Origin of the sequence: Nocardia lijiangensis NBRC 108240, from assembly GCF_001613045.1 — a bacterium.
GTDB classification, from domain to species: Bacteria; Actinomycetota; Actinomycetes; order Mycobacteriales; family Mycobacteriaceae; genus Nocardia; species Nocardia lijiangensis.
The window spans coordinates 39,934-59,125 of record NZ_BDBP01000036.1 but is presented as its reverse complement, the minus strand read 5'-3'; the positions used below and the strand labels follow the sequence as shown (position 1 = coordinate 59,125).

15 protein-coding genes are annotated in these 19,192 nt (G+C 69.0%); 5 read left to right on the top strand and 10 right to left on the bottom strand.

Annotated features, from left to right (window positions below):
* Positions 1-21 precede the first annotated feature (21 nt).
* Together NL1_RS14540 and NL1_RS14535 are read left to right on the top strand one after the other, a co-directional pair.
* On the top strand, positions 22-546 hold the full coding sequence (locus NL1_RS14540) for a hypothetical protein (RefSeq protein ID WP_245673266.1): 525 nt from the start codon (positions 22-24) through the stop codon (positions 544-546).
* Between the two features lie 273 nt (positions 547-819).
* Positions 820-1,080, top strand: coding sequence for an SbtR family transcriptional regulator (locus tag NL1_RS14535; protein WP_156094848.1), 261 nt, complete (start codon positions 820-822; stop codon positions 1,078-1,080).
* A 185-nt stretch (positions 1,081-1,265) separates the two neighbouring features.
* Here the strand turns inward: NL1_RS14535 and NL1_RS14530 are convergent, their stop codons facing one another.
* From NL1_RS14530 to NL1_RS14485, 10 genes are all read right to left on the bottom strand, one after another.
* A complete protein-coding gene (locus NL1_RS14530) occupies positions 1,266-2,894 on the bottom strand; it encodes a TlrC/CarA/OleB/SrmB family ABC-F type ribosomal protection protein (protein ID WP_067839415.1) in 1,629 nt (542 codons plus the stop codon).
* 191 nt (positions 2,895-3,085) lie between these two features.
* Positions 3,086-4,315, bottom strand: coding sequence for a DUF418 domain-containing protein (locus NL1_RS14525; RefSeq protein WP_067839412.1), 1,230 nt, complete (start codon positions 4,313-4,315; stop codon positions 3,086-3,088).
* A gap of 122 nt (positions 4,316-4,437) precedes the next feature.
* Positions 4,438-5,190: a hypothetical protein gene (locus NL1_RS14520; protein ID WP_067839409.1), complete on the bottom strand. Its 753-nt coding sequence runs from the start codon at positions 5,188-5,190 to the stop codon at positions 4,438-4,440.
* 196 nt (positions 5,191-5,386) lie between these two features.
* A complete protein-coding gene (locus tag NL1_RS14515; protein WP_245673264.1) occupies positions 5,387-6,772 on the bottom strand; it encodes a three-helix bundle dimerization domain-containing protein in 1,386 nt (461 codons plus the stop codon).
* Between the two features lie 574 nt (positions 6,773-7,346).
* Positions 7,347-8,747, bottom strand: coding sequence for a S8 family serine peptidase (locus tag NL1_RS14510; RefSeq protein ID WP_067839406.1), 1,401 nt, complete (start codon positions 8,745-8,747; stop codon positions 7,347-7,349).
* A gap of 91 nt (positions 8,748-8,838) precedes the next feature.
* A complete protein-coding gene (locus tag NL1_RS14505) occupies positions 8,839-9,435 on the bottom strand; it encodes a DUF308 domain-containing protein (protein WP_067839403.1) in 597 nt (198 codons plus the stop codon).
* 69 nt (positions 9,436-9,504) lie between these two features.
* Entirely contained in the window at positions 9,505-10,131 is a 627-nt protein-coding gene (locus NL1_RS14500; protein WP_067839400.1) for a maltokinase N-terminal cap-like domain-containing protein, read from the bottom strand.
* A 50-nt stretch (positions 10,132-10,181) separates the two neighbouring features.
* On the bottom strand, positions 10,182-11,294 hold the full coding sequence (locus NL1_RS14495; RefSeq protein ID WP_245673262.1) for a coiled-coil domain-containing protein: 1,113 nt from the start codon (positions 11,292-11,294) through the stop codon (positions 10,182-10,184).
* Between the two features lie 655 nt (positions 11,295-11,949).
* Positions 11,950-13,548 (bottom strand): MFS transporter, encoded by a 1,599-nt coding sequence (locus NL1_RS14490; protein WP_067839395.1) that lies wholly within the window; start codon positions 13,546-13,548, stop codon positions 11,950-11,952.
* 114 nt (positions 13,549-13,662) lie between these two features.
* On the bottom strand, positions 13,663-14,667 hold the full coding sequence (locus NL1_RS14485; RefSeq protein WP_067839392.1) for an NAD(P)/FAD-dependent oxidoreductase: 1,005 nt from the start codon (positions 14,665-14,667) through the stop codon (positions 13,663-13,665).
* Positions 14,668-14,756: 89 nt separating this feature from the next.
* On the opposite strand from NL1_RS14485, the gene NL1_RS14480 reads away from it, so the two are divergent.
* From NL1_RS14480 to NL1_RS14470, 3 genes are all read left to right on the top strand, one after another.
* Positions 14,757-15,365 (top strand): XRE family transcriptional regulator, encoded by a 609-nt coding sequence (locus tag NL1_RS14480; RefSeq protein WP_218024413.1) that lies wholly within the window; start codon positions 14,757-14,759, stop codon positions 15,363-15,365.
* Positions 15,366-15,470: 105 nt separating this feature from the next.
* The gene (locus NL1_RS14475) at positions 15,471-16,334 is read left to right on the top strand and encodes a class I SAM-dependent methyltransferase (RefSeq protein ID WP_067839539.1); all 864 of its coding nucleotides are present in this window, start codon (positions 15,471-15,473) and stop codon (positions 16,332-16,334) included.
* On the top strand, positions 16,252-19,146 hold the full coding sequence (locus tag NL1_RS14470) for an ATP-binding protein (protein WP_084510583.1): 2,895 nt from the start codon (positions 16,252-16,254) through the stop codon (positions 19,144-19,146). The genes NL1_RS14475 and NL1_RS14470 overlap by 83 nt, the downstream gene beginning before the upstream one ends.
* Positions 19,147-19,192 lie beyond the last annotated feature (46 nt).

The following is a 19,192-nucleotide window of genomic DNA, read 5'->3' as shown; positions in this document are numbered from 1 at the left end:
GGCGGGAGCGGTGGTGCGATCGTGGCGCTGGACCTGCTCGCCCGGCATCCAGAGCGGATCTCCCGCGTCATCGCGCACGAGCCCCCGCTCTTCGAACTACTGCCCGATGCGGCCGAGCAACGCGCATTCGTCGCCGAAGTGCATCGGCTGTTCCGCACCGACCGTCCGGCCGCCGCTTCCGCCCGCTTCCTGGAGGGCATCGGCGGAACCCTGAAACCGCTCCCGGCTCCCGATTCCGTCCCACCGCGCACGGCCGCGATGCTCGCCCGCCTGATGGCCAATGCCCTGCTGATGATGGAACACGAACTGCGCCAGTTCACTTCGCATCACCCCGACCTCACCGCCCTGCGCCCACACACCGACTGCCTCGTGATAGGCGCGGGCCGCGACACCTTCGACCACCTGCCCGCCCGCCCCGCCTACGCCCTGGCCGCCGAGCTCGGCATAGAGGTCACCGAATTTCCCGGTGGTCACAGCGGTTTCACCGATGCACCGGTCGAATTCGCCGACTTGCTTCTCGACCTCCTGTCTGCACCGCGGTCCTGAATCACTTCTCGGGCGTGCGGGTGTTGTCGCGGTCAGCAGGCTGGGGGGAAGACGTGGCCATGGCCGTGTTCAGGCCCGCCAGTGGATCGTCTCGTTCATCGGCCGCCTCCCAGAGTGGCCAGGAGCTTCCACTGCTGCACCGGGATGGTGAACAGTTCGGCTGGAAGCGCTTGCAGGCCTGAACGCCGGTCCCGATCCGGCTGCGGATCTGCGGCACTGGGTTGCCGCGCTGGTGTTGCACATCCGCCGCGTCCGAGGGCTTTCCGAGAGATCGTGCGGGCCCTCGAGTCGCCCGACAGCCCATTGGCGCCGCACTGCGCCGCAGCGATGGCCGCCGCCGACACCTTGCTGACCCGCGCCCAACAGGCCGGACGTGCGCACCCCGACGCCACCACCGACGACATCGTCAAGATCGCCAGTGCGATCGCCTGGACCAGCGATCAGTCCGGTGCCTCCGACCCGGCCGCGGACCGCCTTCTCGATGTTGTCCTGCACGGCATCATCGTCCGGTCGGCACCCGACCCCAACACCTGATGCCACAGCGCAGGCGGAACGTTCCGCCGTGACGGCGGCGTCCTGCGGTTCCACATCGTGATCCACGGCGGCACAACCGAACCCGGCTAGATCGAGGCGCTGATCGACACCGTCTTGCAGTGAGCGCGGAACCACCGAGAAACGGTTCCGCGCCACACGGAACGTATCCGTGCGGCGCGGAATCGTCACGCGGCGAGCACACCCGCCGACATCTCCACTCGGGTACCGCCGAAGCGCTCCCGCATGGCACGGTCGTGGGTCACCACTACGACCGCGCCCGGATAGTCCGCCAGCGCGGCCTCCAACTCCTCCACCAGCGCGGGCGCGAGGTGGTTGGTCGGCTCGTCGAGCAGCAGCAGGTCGGCGGGTTCGCCGACGAGCCGGGCCAATTCGAGCCTGCGGCGCATCCCGTAGGACAGTTCGCCGATGCGCAGCCGCAGTTCCGCGGGACGGAACAGGCCCATGGCCAGCAGCGTGTCGGCGTGTTCGTCCGGGTGCCCGAGGCGATCCAGCGCGAACGCTTCCAGCACCGTCAGCCGCGGCGGCCACGGCAGTTCCTCCTGACGCAGGAAACCGACCCGGCCCGCGACGCGCACCGACCCCCGGCCGGGAGCCAGCTCACCGGCGAGAACCCGAAGCAGCGTGCTCTTGCCCGCCCCGTTGGGGCCGGTGATGAGCAGCCGTTCGCCGTCGGCGATGCGCAGGCCGTCGAGCCGCAGCCTGCCGTCGACGACGATGTCGGCGAGTTCGGCCACCGCGCCTGTAGTTTCGGGCTCGCTGGCCCGGGCGAGGTCGGCGCCGAACCGCAGCGGGTCCGGCGGTGCGGAGACCGGGTTGTCGGTCAGCCGCGCCACCCGTTCTTTGGCGTTGCGGATCCTCGACATTGCTCCGTGGTCGCGCCCGCGCGCACGGAACGGTCCCGCGGCGAACACCGCGAGCGGCAGTTTGCGCGGAATCGACTCCAGCCGAACGACATTGGACTGCGCCAAGCGACGGTTCCTGGCCAGCTCGGCCTTCCACTCGGCGTACTCCTGTTCCCGGCGACGCCGCTGCGCGGCCTTGGCGGCGAGGTAACCGGCGTAGCCGTCGCCGTGCCGGGTCACCGCGCCTTCGGCCACCTCCAGGATGGTGGAGGTGATGCGCTGCAGGAACACCCGATCGTGAGTCACCGCGACGACGGTGCCGCGGTGCTCGCGCAGGTGTTGTTCGAGCCAGGCCACGGCCCGGTCGTCCAGGTCGTTGGTCGGCTCGTCGAGCAGCAGCAGCTCCGGCGCGGCAGCGAGGGTCGCGGCCAGCGCCAGCCGGGATCGCTCACCGCCGGACAGGGTGTCCAGCCGTCGCGAGCGATCCAGTCCGGGCAGGCCGAGGCCGGTGAGTGCGATGTCGACGCGTGTGTCGGCGTGGTAGCCGCCGCGCGCCTCGAAACGGGCGAGCAACTCGCCGTAGGCATCGAGCCGCTCCTCGACGGGGCCGGGCAGCGCGAGCGCCGCTTCGGCGGCACGCAACCGGTGCTCGAGCTCGCGCAGGTCGGCCAGCGCCAGGTCGATCGCGTCGGCCACCGTCGCCGCGCCCGGGAGCCCGAGAGTCTGTGCGAGATAACCGATTCCGCCGAGAGCGGTGACCGTCACCGTCCCGTTGTCCAGGCGTTCGCGGCCCGCAATGACCTTCAGCAGCGTCGACTTGCCCGATCCGTTGTCGCCGATGATGCCGACGGTTTCGCCGGGCCTGATGGTCAGCGACACCCGGTCGAGCACGACCCGTTCGTCGTAGCGTTTGGTGACCTCGGAGAGGGTGAGTTGGGCAGCGGTAAGCATGGGCGACCTCCTGTTCTCGGCCGATGGGCCGGATCGATGGGAACCCGCACACAACGGCGCAACCGCGAAAACGGTGTGGAGGTGCGGGGATTACCGACGCGGAGCGAGGCTCGACGCGTGCGGCGCGATCACAAGAACAGGAAGATCAAACCCATGAGGCCTGCAAAATTAGCGGCCCAATCCCGCTGGCGTCAATCCCTTTTCGCGCGGACGTGATCCGAATTACGCCACGCCGGGACACGCAGGTAGGTGGCCGCCCGCAGTAGCCATTCCACCGGCCCGTATCGGTGGTCGCGCAACCACCACGCGCTGAGCGCGAGTTGCGCCATGTAGGTGAGCAGCGCCAGCCCGATCACCCCGGCGGGTGGCACCTTGTCGGCGAGCGCGAATCCATAGCCGGTGTAGAGCACCATCATCACGATCGACTGCCCGATGTAGTTCGAGGCCGCCATCCGGCCCGCGGGCGCGAGCCGGGCAATCGCGGGAGCCGTGCGCGGCGCGCGGGCGAGCAGCACGATGCCCGCGATGTAGGCGAAGGTCATCACCGGGTTCACCAACTCCTGCACACCGACCCACCACCACGGCGCGTTCAACCAGCCGACCGAGTTCGCGAACGTCACCATCGAAATCGGCAGCCCGAGGCACAGCCCGATCGCCAGCACGCGCGGCGCCCATCGATCCAGCGTCTCGCCGTCCTCGAACAGGCCGTGTTTGCCTGCCGCCATGCCGATCAGGAACAGACCGAGACTGGTCACCCCTTGGGCGACCCAGGTGAGCAGCAGGAAGGCGGGCGCAAGCGACAGCTGCACGTCGACGGTGTCGGTGAAACTGCCGGTGTAGCCCTCGCGCAACGCGGGCAGGTCGATGAGTCTGCCCAGCTCCTGGTACACGTCGCCGCCGCCCGCGGGTCCGGGCACGAACGCCCACAGACACCACAGCACGTACAGCACCGCCCCGGTGATCAGCGCCGTGCGCGGCCGCAGCTTCCGCAACAAGATCAGGATCAGGCACAGCAGCGCGTACAGGGTCAGGATGTCGCCGATCCAGAGCAGGAAGACGTGCGCGAGCCCGATCGCCATCAACGCCGCGCAGCGCCGCAACAGCCGCGCGTTCGCCGACGCCCCCGCCCGCTGCGCCGCCGCGATCTGCAGGGTGAACGAGTAGCCGAACAGGAACGCGAACAGCAGGTAGAAGCGTCCGGAGAACAGCGCGTCCACAATGCCGGTGACGATCTGGTCGACGGTGCCCTGATAGTGCGGCCGCGGGGCGTCCCTGGTGCCGTCGAACGACCACAGCACCGTCGCGACTGTGACATTGGTGATCAGAATCCCGAACAGCGCGAAACCGCGCAGGATGTCGACTTCCGCGATCCGCCGTCCGATGGTCGCGGCGGGCAGCACGGATTCGGTGGCACCGGACATGATTCGACGTTAACCGCCCCCGCGACCGGGGCGCGTCAGCCGTCGGGGCGATTCGCGCACGAACCGAAATCAGAGCGTGCCGCGACCTCCGGTGTATTGACTCCAGGCGAATCGCGTGGGGGTCAGCCGAGATCCGCGACTTCCAAGTAGATCTGACGTTCGACCGCGATTTCGGCGAGGAACCCCTGCGCACCGCCGACGGATGGGGTCGCGCGGAACGCCGCCACCGCGATCTCCCCGGTCCGCAGGCGCTGACCGTAGAACTCGCGCTGGCCGAGGATGATCGGCTGCGCGGTGTCGAAACCCAGCTCGCGCACGTCGTCGGGCAGCGGATTGCCGAGCATGTCGGTGACGGTGCCGGGGATCAGGCGCGCGGCCACGATCTGATCGAAGCTGGGCCGCCGCGTGATGCGGTGCGCCAGATACAGCCGACCCGGCCGCCCGAAGCACAGGTGCGTGAGCAGTTCTTCGCCGCCGGGCTGGAGTTCGGCGAAGTACACGACGCTGCGGACGGTGGCCACGACATCGCGGGCGATGATCGGGCCGCCGCGCTCCAAGTGGCCGCGGAACAGGGTGCCGCGCAGCTCGGTGCGTGGATGTTCGCCGCGCGGATCGAGCTCGGCGAGCGGGAAGAAGTCGGGTTCGAAGGTGTGGAACCCCTCGTACCCGATCCTGCGGTCGGCGCCCAGCGCGCGCCGACCGTGCTCGTCCAGGTCGACCGCGAGCAGCGCCTGGTAGTTGTGGGGCGCCTCGAACGTCGGCATATGCGACAAGTAGCAGTCGACGCCGGTGCCGAACACCAGCATGGCGTGCGTCCCGGTCGTGCCCGCCATGGCGCCCGAACGCTCGAGCGCGTGGGTATGGATCCCGAACATGGGGGGCTCCTCTCTCTCCAACCTCTACTGGGAGAGTGGCACCAAACCCGGTCACGGCCACGAGTGCCGGGCTACTCGATTCCCCACGTTCCGGCTACTCACCAGGGCCGATCCGTGCGCACAAGGCGCTCGGGCCCTCGGTCACACTTCCGTTTACAACTTAATGATCGTCGCGACGCTCCCGAACGCAACATTCTCAGTTGAAAGAATGGGTGACCCCGTCGAGCAGACGCTCCGAGGTCTCGAAGGTCGGCGTGTCCACGACGTCGATCAATTCGGCGGGCACCGGCACCTTGTTCTCCGCGCTGACCCGGGCGAACTGCGCCGCGTCGCCGGTGCGGAAACCGTGCTCGGCCGCCAGTCGCTGCAGTTCGGCATCGGTGGACAGCAGGCGGCCCAACCGGTCGCCGGACTCGTCCAGCGGCACCAGCGTGTGGGTGGACAGGACGGTCGGCGACGGGTACGTCAGCACCATGTCCGGCTTCAGCTGCCCCTGCACCGCGGCCTCGACGAACTGGGCTTCGTAGATCATCACCAGCGGCGTCGGGCCCATCCCCGCGGCGAGGTACTCCTGGAACGGGCCCGCGCTCGAGTTCTCCGCGTACCCCTGGCCGGTGAACAGCCGCGAGACGATCGGCAGCACCCGCTGCTCGGCCTCCGCGCCCTGCACGACCGCGTTGTCGTTCGCGACGAACCCGGCGATGGCCAGGTACATCGCGGCGGAATTCGAAGTGCGCGGGTCGGTGGTGGAGACCAGGATGTTCTTGCGCACCGGGTAGGTGGTGTTGTCCGGCAGGTGCGCCCACTCGGTATTGCGGCTGACCAGTTCGAGGTAGCGGGCCACATCGAAGGTTGGGACAGGACCGGGCCGCACCACGCCCGCCGCGGTCAGCAGGTCGGCGATCGGGCGGAAGGTGGCGATCGCCATCGGCGAGGCGAACGGCGTGTACTTGGTGGCGACGTTGCGGGCGCGCTGGATCCGCTCGGCCGCGGGCGCGCTGGACGGGAACGCGAAGCTGTGGTTCGCCAGGTCGATCGAGGCGATCTGGCGGGAACCGGCGGGCTCGACCTCGGCCTTCAGACCGTGCCGGGCGAGCGCCGCGACGACACGCGGGTCCTCGAAGAACGCCATCTTCTCCGACCCGACGACGCCGCGCACGGTGGTGAGCCCGGCATCGGGAGCCGCCGCCGGCGCGGGATCGGGCTGCCGCGCCACCAGTGCGACGACCAGCAACGCCACCACGGCCGCGGCGCCGCCGAGCAGTGCGAGCGACCGCTTGTTGTTCAGCGGGGACTGCCGCAGCCTTGTGGTGAGGTCCACGCGCGGGCCGTCCGCGGTCGCCGAAACGGTGACGACGCGTTCGGCCGGGGTGTCGGCAGGTTCGGGCTGCAGTTCCTTGCGCACAATCCGCTCGATGAAGATCGGCACGAATTCCCGCACCGGGCGGCCGTTGAAGCGCTGGCGGGCGGAGCCGATCGCGGTCTCGATCTGCTCGGCGGAGTGGGTTTCGGTATAGCTCTCGACCAGGCTGTCGGTCAACCGGCGGATCGCCTGTTCTTCGCGGACAGTGTCGATAGCCACCAGTTCTCCTCGATGTCACAGCTCGGTCGGATCTCGCGACGGCATTCGGGCACCTGTCCGCGCGCGCCGAAACGATACCGGCATTTGCGTCGGTCCGACACTCCGCGCAAACCCGCCGACACGGGCGATTCGACTGCGGGTGAACGCATTTCGGCGGCACGCTGTCGGCTGGCTACAGACGACTTCGACGCAGGTCAGCACGTGTTCTGCGGCGTGGAGGGCGCTCCAGCGTCCGGCGCTGCGACACCACGGGAGAGGTCTCGCCGGGGCGGCGGCAAACGTGCAGAGTTCAATCGGGTATCGGTTGTATGCCATCGAATGTTGTGCCGCGGTTCACCTATCGGCGGCGCCTTACCCAGACCCGTTGTTCCAGTGCGGTATTCGCTGTTCGAGTGGTGCAACTGTCGACGGAAGGCTGCATCGACACACCCGCGACGTCCTCCGGGGCGCGCACACTCGCAACAAGAGCGGACGCGCGCCAGCGGAAAGGACAGCCTGTCTTCTGAACCGCGCCCGAGAGCGGCGCGCATGGTGCGAGCGAATCTCGCGGGGCAACACCACGGCCGACGACGAACTACTGCTCCCCCACCATGGCGCGTATGTCGGGCAGATTTCCGATCCGCTGGGTGGCGGGCCTGCCTACGGCATCGGTCTGCGGAGACCCCGTGGCCCGCAGCAGTTCGCGCACCTGCGCGGGCTCGCGCATCCCGAAACCGGTGGCCGTGATGCCGAGATAGCACGCCACCGCACCGACGACGATGGGCGAAGCGCTGGAGGTGCCGCTGAATTCGTCTGTGTACCAGTAGTCTTCGTCGCTGCCGCCTTGCAGGTCGCCGTATCCGGTGGTGGTCACCTCGCGACCCCATCCTTGGGTGTCGACGCGGGATCCATAGTTGGAGAACGCGAGCCGCGACCGCGCCGCACCGTGATCGTTGCCGTGTGTGCCGGGCGGCGGTGCGCCCGCGCCCACCAGCACCGCGCCGGAATCGTCGGCGCCGCCGCGGAACGGGTTGCGCCACGACTCCGGGAATCCGCTCGGACGGGTGTCGTACAGCGCGGCGTCCAGGTCCTCGCCGCCGTTGCCCGCCGCCTCCACCACGATGACACCGCGGGCCGTGGCGTAGCGGATCGCGGCGAGGTCGTCGGGCCACCATTCGATCGCGATGTAACCCAGCTGGTCCGCGCGGCCCTGGTAGTTGCGGCGCGGTCCGGGCCGGTGCAGTTCGATGAGGATGATGTCGCCCGCGCTCAACGCGTCGGCCGCGGTGCGGATCGCCGTCGCCGATCCCGGGCCGAATACCGAGACGGCGCGGATCGTGGCCTCCGGCGCGATGCCGGTGATGCCGAACGAGTTGGTGTCACCACTGATCTCGCCCGCGACCGCGGTGCCGTGATTGCGCCAGCCTTCGTCGGCGGAAGGCTCGCCGCCGATCACTCCGCCCTGGTTCTGGCTGAGGTCCTCGTGGGTGAAGCGCCACGCGCCCTCGATGTCGATCACCCGTACACCCGTTCCACGCCCGCCGGGCCGGGTCCACGCCCAGCGGGCGTCGATGCCGTTCGGTGCGGTGTCCAGATATCCCTGCCTGGCTTGGAAATTCGGCGTCACCGGTGGCACGGTGGCCGCCGATGGCACCGCCGTCGACAGCGGCGCGAGCGGCGGTTCCGCCGGTGGTTTGACGTACGCGCCGGCCACCACATCGTGCGCCCGCAACTCTTCAGCAACCGATTCTAGGTCGTCCGCGACGCCGAGCACCGCGAAGTAGTTCAGGTACTGCGCGGCGACCGCTTCCTGATCGGTGCCGCGCAATCGGCCCGGCAGCCGATCGGCCGGGCCGAAGATCGGGGACAGCCGCGCCCCACCGGGCAGCGACGCCGCCAGGTGTGATCGCCCGGCGGCGTTGTCGCGCAACGCGATCGGTCCGATGGGACGCGCCGCGCCGTGGGTGACGACGATGAGCTCCGCCGGTGACCGCATCGAACCCGGTGCCGGTGGCCGTGCCGAACTACGCCGCTGATCCGTGGGTGCCATAAAGACAGTGAACCGGTTACACGCACGACCCGCCAGTTCAACTGCGCGGCAAAGGTACTCCCGTGGCGCCAGGGATCCGGACCGTGCTGCCCCGGCCGACGCCCGCCAGCGCGACCTCGAGCCCGCCGAGCACCATGAGGCAGCCACCGACGATCACGCCGAGGGTGCCCAGTTCCTCCAGCGGAAGGACGAGCACGACGATGCCGACGAGCATCGTGAACAGCCCGAACACTTCGTGCCGCCCGCTGTCGGAGAGCTGCTCGTCCCATGCCGCCACGGTGGCCTGGGTGATGCCGCGAATGGTCCAGCTCAGCCCGATCCACATGGAGAGCAGCAGCACCGAATTCCCTCCGCGCAGACACATTACGGCCATCACCACCGTGAGCAGCCCGCTGACGAACACCAGCGTCCGCAGCGGTAGCGCGAACCGCGCGCCGATCGCGAGCCACAGCTGCGCCACTCCGTTGGTCAGCAGATACAGGCCGAACAATAGCTCCAGGATCGGTACGGTCTTGTCCGGCCAGACCGCGATCAGCATGCCGAGGGCGACGGAGCAGACACCCACGACCAGAATCGCCTCCCGTCCCCCACGGACCCGCGACTCCACACGCCCCTCACCATCGATTCCGGGCATAGCTCCATGATATGACCGGTGGACAAGGTTAGCCTGTCATTTGCCCGATTTGCGGAGCCGGTCCGTTGATCAGCCGTGCACCGACAGCAGCACGGACCGCGACTCCGCACCGTCGGCGGCACGCCACGGCGCGGTGACGGTGGGAATGCCCGGCGGCGCGGCGGCGGGATCGAGCCGCCGATGAACGCGAAGAAGCGGTCCGCCGACGAGGGTGATCTCTGTGTCGTCGACTTCGTCCATCACCGCGAATTCCGTTGCGACAGCATCAGATACGGGGTTCGAGACGACGACGGAGTGGTCCGGGGTGTCGCTCTGCGCCTGCGCCTGCGGTTGCGCGTTCCCGCTCAGCAACGCGGCGATCTGTGCGACGGCGATCGGGTCGCCGGATCCGTCGTAGATCCAGCGCAGGCCGAGCACACCGTGTACCGAGGTGCCGATCAGCGCGTGCGCACCATCGGGCAGCTCGGCGCCGCGGTAGGTCAGCGGCACGTGATAGGTCACCGGTCGTGCGCCCGAATCGTCGGTGACGACCATGAACTCGATGCCGACCTCCCCCGCGGGGTCGTCGAGCCGGAACCCGCCTGCTTTCGCCAGCCGCGGTCGCGCCCCGCCGCGATACCACGGGCGGCTCGGCAGCCAGTCGGCGAGCAGGTCCTGCTTTTTCGGGGACATGGTCGTGCGGTGGATGACAGCCATACCGCACCCTAGCCCGCGGGCTGGATCGTCGGCAGGGCTCCGGTTTTCGGTCAGGAGCCCTCGACCGGTTCCGGTGCGGCCGGGACGCGCGCGGCGGCGAGTAGCTCGTCCAGTTGACGTTCGGCGCGTTCGGCGCGGGCGAGCGTTTGGGTGCGAGCGTCGTCCAGGGCGGCGAGGCGTTCGGCGGCCTCGGCGCGCGCCTGCTCGAGCGATGCGGCCGCGTCGGCGCGCCGGGCGTCGGCCTCGGCGGATGCGGTGCGGCGCAGGTCGGCGAGTTCGGTTCGGGTGGCGTCCAGTTCGCCGCGCAGGCGGCTCAGTTCCTCGCGAGCTTCGGCGAGAGCTTGGGCGCGGTCGGCGGTGGCCTGTTCGGCGCGGTCGATGGCGCGGTCGGCGTCGGCGGCGCGCTGCACGGCGAGGTCGCGTTCGGCGCAGGCCGCGGTGACCTGTTGCGCGGCTTCCCTGCGCACCTGTTCGATCTCGGCGGCGGCTTTGCGTCGCGCCTTGTCGACGTCCTCGGTCGCCTGCTGGCGGGAGCGTTCGACGTCGTCGGCAGCTTCGCGCCGCACCGCGCGGATTTCGGCGTCGGCGTCGGAGCGGGCGGCGAAGACGTCGTCGGCGGCCTGCTTGCTCACCCGCTCGACCTCACCCAGCGCGTCGTCGCGCGCGGTGTTCGCCTCGGCGACCAGTGTTTCCGCACGTTCCGCGGCCGCGGCCGCGTCGTCGGCGGCGGATTCCGCGATCCGGCGAGCCTCCTCCGCCTCCCGCCGCGCCTGCTCGGCGGCAACCGTCGCGACCTCGGCCTCCGCAATGCGACGGGCGGCATCGGCCTGGACGGCCTGCACCTGCGCCTCGGCGATCGAGGGATCGGCCAGCGTGGAGAGTTCGACCACCGCCGCATTGAGGTTGTTGCTCAGTTGTTCGGCGAGGCCACGGAACTGGGTGAGCAGCTCGTCGGCCCGCACACGTGCGGCCGTGACCGGGCCCTGTGGCGTCACAGTGACGGAAGCGGCGGGCGCCTCGGACTCTTGTTGCAGCCGTTGCCTTTCCCGCCACGCCCGCCATCGCGTGTGGTCGGGGTGTTCGCAGTATTCCGATGGACGTCCGGGGCCGCCGCCCCGCGTGATGGGCCGGGTGCATCCCGGATAGCTGCAAGTGCTGGACACCTGGGAATCGTAGCGTTGTTTTCGTCATATTCGACGTATTCACACGAAACGAAATTGGTATCAAGGCAAGGGAATGCGCTCGCACAACATCTGGGTCTAACCTCCGATAAGTGAACATTATCGGCGGTCAGGATTGAAGACTCCCCTGCATAGCGCCCGATTGGTTTCGTTTACGTTTGGTTTCGCCCAACGAAACGTAACGTCAACGAAAGTCGTTGAAAACTAGGATCGCTGGGACGGCCGTACCACTGTTGATCGGTACTCGCGGAAAGTGGCGGGCCCTCAGCCAATCCGGCGAAACCGTGACGGATCTCAGCTGGAGGATGGCCTGTCGCGCCTGAACTGCTCTGGTCGCAGCTGAGTTGAGTCGATCCGACGGTCGGTCTCGCCTGAATTCCTCGGCGAGGTCGGCCAAGCCCGCGTTGTCGTCGGGGTCGTGGTAGCGGCGGTGGATCGTTTTCCGTGCTGCCAGAGGCAGTTTCGGCTGTTTGCCTCGAGGCGGCCTTTCGCGCAACACTTCGCCGCGCCTATCTCCCGGTCGAGGTCTGGTTGGTTCAGCCTCGAGTGCCGCTACACGCATGCAGCGGGCGGGCACCGGGCTGGAGATGCCCGGGCCCGCCCGTCAACCGAGGGATACCTGAAGGTTGTGGCGTGGTCAGCGCGATGCGATGGGCTCGGGCGCTTCGGTGTCCTGCGCCGGGTAGGCGACGGTGTTCTTCGGGCCGACCGCGAGGATGTAGAGGAACAGGGCACCCATGACGCCAACGCCCACCCACATGGCCTGCTGCCAACCGTCGACGAAGGACTGCTGCGCAGCCTGGACCAGCTGTTGTGCGTGAGAGCCTGCACCGTCGGCGGCCTCGACGGCATTGGCGATGCCTTCGCGTGCGGTGTCCGCGGTGTCCTGCGGGATGCCGTCGAGCTTGCCGTCGATGGAGTTGCGGTAGCCGGTGGCAACGAGTGCGCCGAGCAGAGCGACACCGAGTGCGGTACCGAACTCGCGGGTGACGTCGTTGAGAGCGGAGGCGACGCCCTGCTTCTCCTGTGGCAGGGAGCTGGTGATGGCCTGAGTGGAGGGGGTCATCGCCAGACCCATGCCGATACCCATGGCGATGATGCCGGGCAGGATGGACAGGTAGCCGCCGTCGGCGGAGGCGAACAGGGCCATTTGCGCCAGGCCGACGCCGCCCACTGCGATGCCGATCGCCATGGTCGAGCGGGAGCCGATGCGCTCGGCCAACTTGGGGGCCAAGCCGGAGGTCATCATCATCGCCACGGCCATGGGCATCTGCGCCAGCGTGGCCAGCAGACCCGACCAGCCGAGCACCGCCTGGAAAAACGGGAACAGCACTACGGCGATGCCGGCTTGGACACCGAAGACGACCAGCAGCGTGATCGAGCCGCCGGCGAGGCCACGCTCACCGAAGAGGCGGACATCCAGCAACGAGGCGTCGCGGCGTCGCAGCTCCCATGCCACGAATCCGGCGGAGGCGATGAGGCCCACGGCGAGGCTGATCAGCGTCGCGGGTGCGGTCCAGCCTCGTTCGGGGCCTTCTTGCAGGACGAAGATGAGACCAACCACTGCGACGACGGAAATCAGCGCCCCGACGGTATCGAAGGTGTGGGCGGAATGCTCGTGGGAGTTGGGCACCGCTTTGAGCGCCGTGGCCAGGGCTGCGATGACCAGCGCCACAGGAAGAACGAACAGCCAGCGCCAGTCGGCGACGTCGACGAGCAGTGCTGACAGGAACATGCCCAGGATGCCGCCGCCGCCGGCGACGCCGGTCCACACACCGATCGCTTTACCGCGCTGCTCTTCGGGGAAGGTGGAGGTGATCACCGCAAGGGTGATGGGCATGATCATGGCCGCGCCGATGCCGGCGATCACGCGCGCGCCGAGCATGACTTCGGCGTTCGGGGCCAAGCCCCCCACGACGTTGGCGACGCCGAAAGCGGCCAGGCCCGCGATGAGCATGGGTTTGCGGCCCAGCCGGTCCCCGATGGCGCCGAGCGGCAGCAGCAGGGCTGCCAGGGTGAGGGTGTAGATGTTGATGATCCACAGAATGGTGTTCTGCGAGGCGCCGAACTCGACAGCCATCTGGGTCTGGGCGACATTGAGCCCGGACACCGAGGCGATGACAGCCATCAGCGCGATCGAGACCGCGATCAGGATGGCGCGCAGCTGACCTGCATCCGGTGTGCCCCCGGCACTGTTGGTTATGGGGGCCGCGTGCGCGGGTTGGTTGGTACTCATGGGTTCCTCTCGAAAAAGGGCATGCCGAAGTCGGCGCCGGGACAGCGCCCGGTCGCCGGGGACTGGGGAAATCGAGTCGATGCGGACCCGCGGGACGAACGCGGGCCCGATCCGTCAGGTGGTGGCGTGCGTCGCGGCCAGGGCCGCGTCGGTGTCCGCCGTGGCGAGCACGGCGTTGATGTGGGCGCCTGCCAGTGCGCCGGCCGCCGCGGACGCGCCGACCTGGGCGGTCAAGTCGGTGGCGTTACCGGCCACCCACACGCCGGGCACGTCGGTGGTTCCGGCCATACCGGAGGAGAAACGACGGCCCATGTTGTCGGGCAGGTCCTCCATCGGCAGCTCGAGTCCTTCCAGGCCCGCGGTGCGGGCCTGCATGTGGGTGGCGACCGCGAGGACGCGGCGGGCGACGACCCGGCCGTCGGTCAACCGGACGCCGGCGAGCGTGCCGTCGGCGGCGGTCACGACCTCGGCCACCGCGGTGTCGACGACGGTGATGTTGCGGGCGGCGAAGCGCGCGCGGGTGTCGTCATCGAGGTCGGTGTCGCCGGTGAAATAGACCAGGTCCTCGGTCAACTGGCGGAACAGCAGCGCATGATGGATCGAACCCGGTCCGGTCGCGATGATGCCGATGGGCTCGTCGCGGACCTCCCACCCGTGGCAGTACGGGCAGTGCACCACGCTGTGGCCCCAGTGTTGCGCCAGGCCGGGCACCTCGGGCAGAACATCGCGCAGGCCGGTCGCGACCAGCACACGGCGCGCGGTCACCGTGCGGCCGTCTGTCAGCGTGACGGCGAACCGCAGGTCACCGTCAGCGGACGGGGCGGCAGGCGCGGTAGCGGCCACGGTCGCGTACACGACCCGGCCGCCGTAGTGACGCACCTGCTGGCGACCACGCTCGAGCAGCTGTGCGGGTGGGGTGCCGTCGAGCACGATGAAGCCGTGCATGGCCTCGGCGGGCGCGTTGCGGGGGTCGCCACTGTCGATCACGACGACCGAACGACGGGAGCGGGCCAGCATCAGCGCGCCGTTGAGTCCCGCGGCGCCCCCGCCGATCACCACGACGTCGACGGTCTGGTCGGGCAGTGTGTCGGACGCGTAGGTGAAAGCGGTCTCCGCCATAGCCATTCCCTTCATGCCTGGTCCAGCTGTTCTGGACGTTTACGAGCGACCATAACCACGTCTTGCATGAAAGGCATACGATGTTGCTCATGACGCAAGAAGATGGTGAGTTGGACAGCCTCGTACGCAAACGCATCCGCGCCTTACGCGTGGCGCAGGGCTGGTCCCTCGAAGAACTGGCCACCCGCGCGCACCTGAGCCAGTCCACTCTCTCCCGCATCGAGAACGGCCAGCGACGGCTCGCGCTCGATCAGCTGGTCACCCTCGCCCGCGCGCTGGACACCACGCTGGATCAGCTGGTGGAGACCGCCGCCGACGATGTCGTCATCAGTCCGATGATCGATGCCGCGCACGGGCTCATGCGCTGGTCGATCAAGGGAGAACCGGGCATGAGCGTCGTGCGCCAGCGGATGACCGAACCGCCGCCGGACAACCCCGCCCGCATGCGCGCGCACCCCGGCAGGGAGTGGCTGGTCGTCCTGTCCGGCACCGCAATCCTCATGCTGGGCCACCGGCGCTTCCGCGTCGAGACCAACCAGGCCGCCGAATTCCCCACCATGCTGCCGCACGCCATCGGCACCGAAGGCGGCCCGTGCGAAATCCTCGGCATCTTCGACCGCGACGCCCGCCGAGGCCACCAGCGCGACGGCGAGGGAGAGCGAAGCGAGGACTGCACAGCGAACGGCTCCTGCACCTGATCGCCGAAGCCGCGCATTTGCGTGTGCGACACTCTCGGCCACCCACTTCTTGCGCATACCGGGAGAAGGGTTGCCATTCCCGCATGAAGCCCTAGCGTGGTGGACATGGCCCACACACATTCGAGCAGAACCCACCACGCGACCACCCATGTCGCGGACTCCACCGGCCAAGCCGAGATCCTCGATCTGGATGCGGAAGTCCTCGCCGAGTCCACCGCCGCCATCGCCGCATGGCTGCCCGTCCAGGCAGCGCCACGCTCAATCGTGGACCTGGGCAGCGGCACGGGCGCCGGCACGTTCACCCTCCTCTCGCACTTCCCTGACGCGCATGTCACTGCGGTCGACTCCTCCGTCGAACACCTCCGCCGACTACACAACAAGGCCTGCGCCACCGGGGTGCTCGAGCGCGTGAACACCGTTGCGGCCGACCTCGATGCCGCCGACTGGCCCGACCTCGGTGCGCCCGACCTGGTCTGGGCCTCGGCCTCGATGCACCACATGGCCGACCCTGTCCGAGTGTTGGGCAAGGTCCACGACGCACTCGAGCCCGGCGGCCTGTTCGCCGTCGTCGAACTGGCAGGACTACCGCGGTTCCTACCGGAGACCGCCCCCGCCGAACGACCCGGCCTCGAAGAGCGGTGCCATGCCGCGACCGCCCACTTCCACGCCGAGCACGTGCCCCACCGTGGCGCCGACTGGGGTCCGATGCTGACCTCCGCCGGATTCACCGTTGAAGGCGTGCGCACCTTCACCGCCACCATCGAGGGCTCGCGGACTCCGGCCGTCGGCCGCTACGCGCTCGCCGTCCTGCAGCGCTTACGCCACGGCGTCGCCGGCACGATCTCGGCCGAGGATCTCACCGCGCTCGACCGGCTGCTCGAAACCGATGGCCCACACAGCATCCTGCGCCACGGCGATCTCGCCCTGCGCACCGAACGCACGGTCTGGGCCGCCCGCCGCACCAGCTGACCCGTCAAGTCAGCAAATCGATGGTGGACCTCGACCGACCGACACCGGGAATGTCGGTGTGAGCCTCGTTACGCTGGCGGGCGTGCTGATTGGGCGTGATGCAGAGCGGGCCGCGATAGATGGACTGGTCGCGGACGCCAAGGGCGGGCGTAGTCGGTCGCTGGTGGTTCGGGGGGAGGCGGGGATCGGGAAGTCGGCGCTGGTGGAGTATGCGGCCGGTGCGGCTGGGGGGATGCGGGTGGTGCGTGGGGTGGGGGTGGAATCCGAGGCCGAGTTGGCGTTCGGGGCTTTGCATCTTCTGTTGTATCCGTATTCGGATCGGATCGACGGACTGCCGGGGCCGCAGGCGGAGGCGTTGCGGGCGGCGTTCGGGCAGATCGAGGCCGCGGAGGCGAATCGGTTCTTGGTCGGTGCGGCTACTTTGACGCTGTTGGCCGAGTTGGCGGCCGAGACGGCGACGCTGGTGCTGATCGATGATGCGCAGTGGCTGGATCGAAGTTCGTCGGATGCGTTGCTGTTCGCGGCGCGGCGGTTTCACGCCGATGACATCGCGGTGGTTTTCGCGGTTCGGGAGACCACGTTGCCGTTTGCCACGCCCGGTATCGAGACATTGCGGTTGCGGGGGTTGTCGCGGGCGGACGCCGGGAAGTTGCTCGACGAGCGGGCCGCTGGCCTCACCGTCCCCGGGCGTGCGCGGGTGTTGCTCGAATCGACCGGAAATCCGTTGGCGCTCATCGAATTGGGGGTCGCTCGGCGAACGGCCGAACGGGCGGGGCAGGCGGACCCGGTGCACGAGGTCGGTCCGCTGCCGGTGGCCCGCCGAGTACAGGAAACCTTCCGGGCCCAGATCGCGGAGCTGCCCGCGGGGACGCGCACGCTGCTGCTGATCGCGTCGGCCGACACCGGGGCGCCGGTCGACACGATTCGGCGGGTGGGCGCGGCGTTCGGTCTCACTGCCGCCGATCTAGAGCCTGCCGAGCAGGCCGACCTGGTCACGCTGTCCACCGAGCGCCTGACATTCCGGCATCCGCTGATCCGCGCGGCCGCCTACCAGCAGGCCACCCATCATCAGCGAATCGCGGTGCACGCGGCCTTCGCTCGTGTCCTGACCGCCGCACCGGAGGACGCCGACCGGCGTGCCTGGCATCTCGCCGCCGCGACCACCGCCCCGGACGAGCAGGTGGCCGCCGAACTGGAGGACACGGCGCGGCGGGCGCAGCATCGCGGCGGCGCGATGGCGGTGTCGGCGGCGTTCGAACGGGCCGGCCGGTTGAGCGTCGACGCCGGACATCGTGCCCGGCGGCTGCTGATGGCGGCCCGCGCCGCCTACGATGCGGGCCGGCCGGACCGTGCGACTCGGCTCGCTTCCGAAGCGGCCGCCCTCACCGGTGACGGCGGAATCGCCGCCGACGCAACGCATATCAAGGCGCAGGTCGCCTACGAGCGCACCTCACCGGCCGCAGACTCCGAACTCGCCTTGGCCGCCGCGGAATTGGTCGTCGACAGCGAGCCGGAACGTGCTGTGTTCATCCTGACCGAGGCGGTGTGCTGCGCCCGCGACGCCGGACGGCCCGATCTGCTCGAGCAGGGGGTTCGGATGATGAAAGCCCTGGTGCTACCGGATGATTCACCGCTGAACGCCGATGTCGCGGCGCAGATCGCCTGGGCCGACTTTCTCGCCGGACGTCCCGAAGCGGCGGTCGATGTCATGGCTGAGCAGATGCGCGAGGCGCGCGCCGACACCGTCGACTATCTGCACAAGATCGTCGCGGCGTTCAGCGGTGTCATGCTGGCCGACGACGCGGGCACCGCCGCTGTGATGGCGGACATGCTCACCAGTGTCCGCACCACCGGCGCGGTTGCGTGGATTCCGTACACGGTGGAGTTCGTGGCGCTCGCCCAGCTTCTGCGCGGGCAGTTCACGCAGGCGGAAACCTCCGTGGCGGAAGGTGTTTCGCTCGGTGTCGAGCTCGAGATGATGACCGAGGTGGTGGTGCTGCGGGCGATCGAGGTGTGGCTGGCGGCGATTTCGGGCGACGAGGCACGAGCCCGGTCGGTCGCGGCGGAGATCGGCCCGACGCTGTCGGCGCGTCATCCGACGCATGCCGCGCTCGCGGCCTGGGGACTCGCGCTCGCGGACCTGTCCGCCGGGCGGTTCGATGCCGCGCTGGCCGCCTTGGACGGTGTGTGCACCGGACCCGCCGCGCACGACTTCCTGATCCGCGCCGTCCCCGACCATGTGGAGGCAGCGGTCCGCGGCGGGGTGCCCGAGCGCGCCCGCGATCATCTGCGGGCATTCGAGCACTGGGCACAGCATGTCCGAAGTCCCTTGGGCACAGCGCTTCTGCACCGCTGTCACGCGCTGCTGGCGGTCACCGACGACGCAGTCGAGGACAATTACACCGCCGCACTGCGCCTGCACGATCAACACGGCGGCCCCTTCGACCGTGCTCGCACGCAACTCGTGTTCGGCGAATGGCTGCGCCGTCGGCGTCGCCGTTCGGATGCGCGCACCCAGCTGAGCGAGGCAATGGCCATTTTCGATCGGGTCGGTGCGCGACCGTGGGCCGGCCGCGCCCGAATCGAACTGGCCGCGCTCGGCGAACACCCGGTGGCGCAGCGCGATGATCCGCTGAAACTGTTGACGCCGCAGGAGATTCAGGTGATACGGCTGGCCGCCGCGGGACACAGCAACAAGGAGATCGGCGCGCAACTGTTCCTCAGCCCGCGGACCGTCGGGCATCACCTCTACAAGGCCTACCCGAAACTCGGTATCACGCGACGCGTCGAGCTGGGTCAGCTCGAATTGTGACGCTCCTCCTGGATGACCTATTCGACGGATTCCGCAACCGTGGAAC

Bases quoted from the DNA above. Each gene is read 5' to 3' on its own strand.
- NL1_RS14530 (WP_067839415.1), bottom strand. From the start codon at position 2,894: ATGCTTACCGCTGCCCAACTCACCCTCTCCGAGGTCACCAAACGCTAC.
- NL1_RS14525 (WP_067839412.1), bottom strand. From the start codon at position 4,315: ATGTCCGGTGCCACCGAATCCGTGCTGCCCGCCGCGACCATCGGACGG.
- NL1_RS14520 (WP_067839409.1), bottom strand. From the start codon at position 5,190: ATGTTCGGGATCCATACCCACGCGCTCGAGCGTTCGGGCGCCATGGCG.
- NL1_RS14510 (WP_067839406.1), bottom strand. From the start codon at position 8,747: ATGCGGTCACCGGCGGAGCTCATCGTCGTCACCCACGGCGCGGCGCGT.
- NL1_RS14505 (WP_067839403.1), bottom strand. From the start codon at position 9,435: ATGCCCGGAATCGATGGTGAGGGGCGTGTGGAGTCGCGGGTCCGTGGG.
- NL1_RS14500 (WP_067839400.1), bottom strand. From the start codon at position 10,131: ATGGCTGTCATCCACCGCACGACCATGTCCCCGAAAAAGCAGGACCTG.
- NL1_RS14490 (WP_067839395.1), bottom strand. From the start codon at position 13,548: ATGAGTACCAACCAACCCGCGCACGCGGCCCCCATAACCAACAGTGCC.
- NL1_RS14485 (WP_067839392.1), bottom strand. From the start codon at position 14,667: ATGGCGGAGACCGCTTTCACCTACGCGTCCGACACACTGCCCGACCAG.
- NL1_RS14480 (WP_218024413.1), top strand. From the start codon at position 14,757: ATGACGCAAGAAGATGGTGAGTTGGACAGCCTCGTACGCAAACGCATC.
- NL1_RS14475 (WP_067839539.1), top strand. From the start codon at position 15,471: ATGGCCCACACACATTCGAGCAGAACCCACCACGCGACCACCCATGTC.
- NL1_RS14470 (WP_084510583.1), top strand. From the start codon at position 16,252: ATGGCCCACACAGCATCCTGCGCCACGGCGATCTCGCCCTGCGCACCG.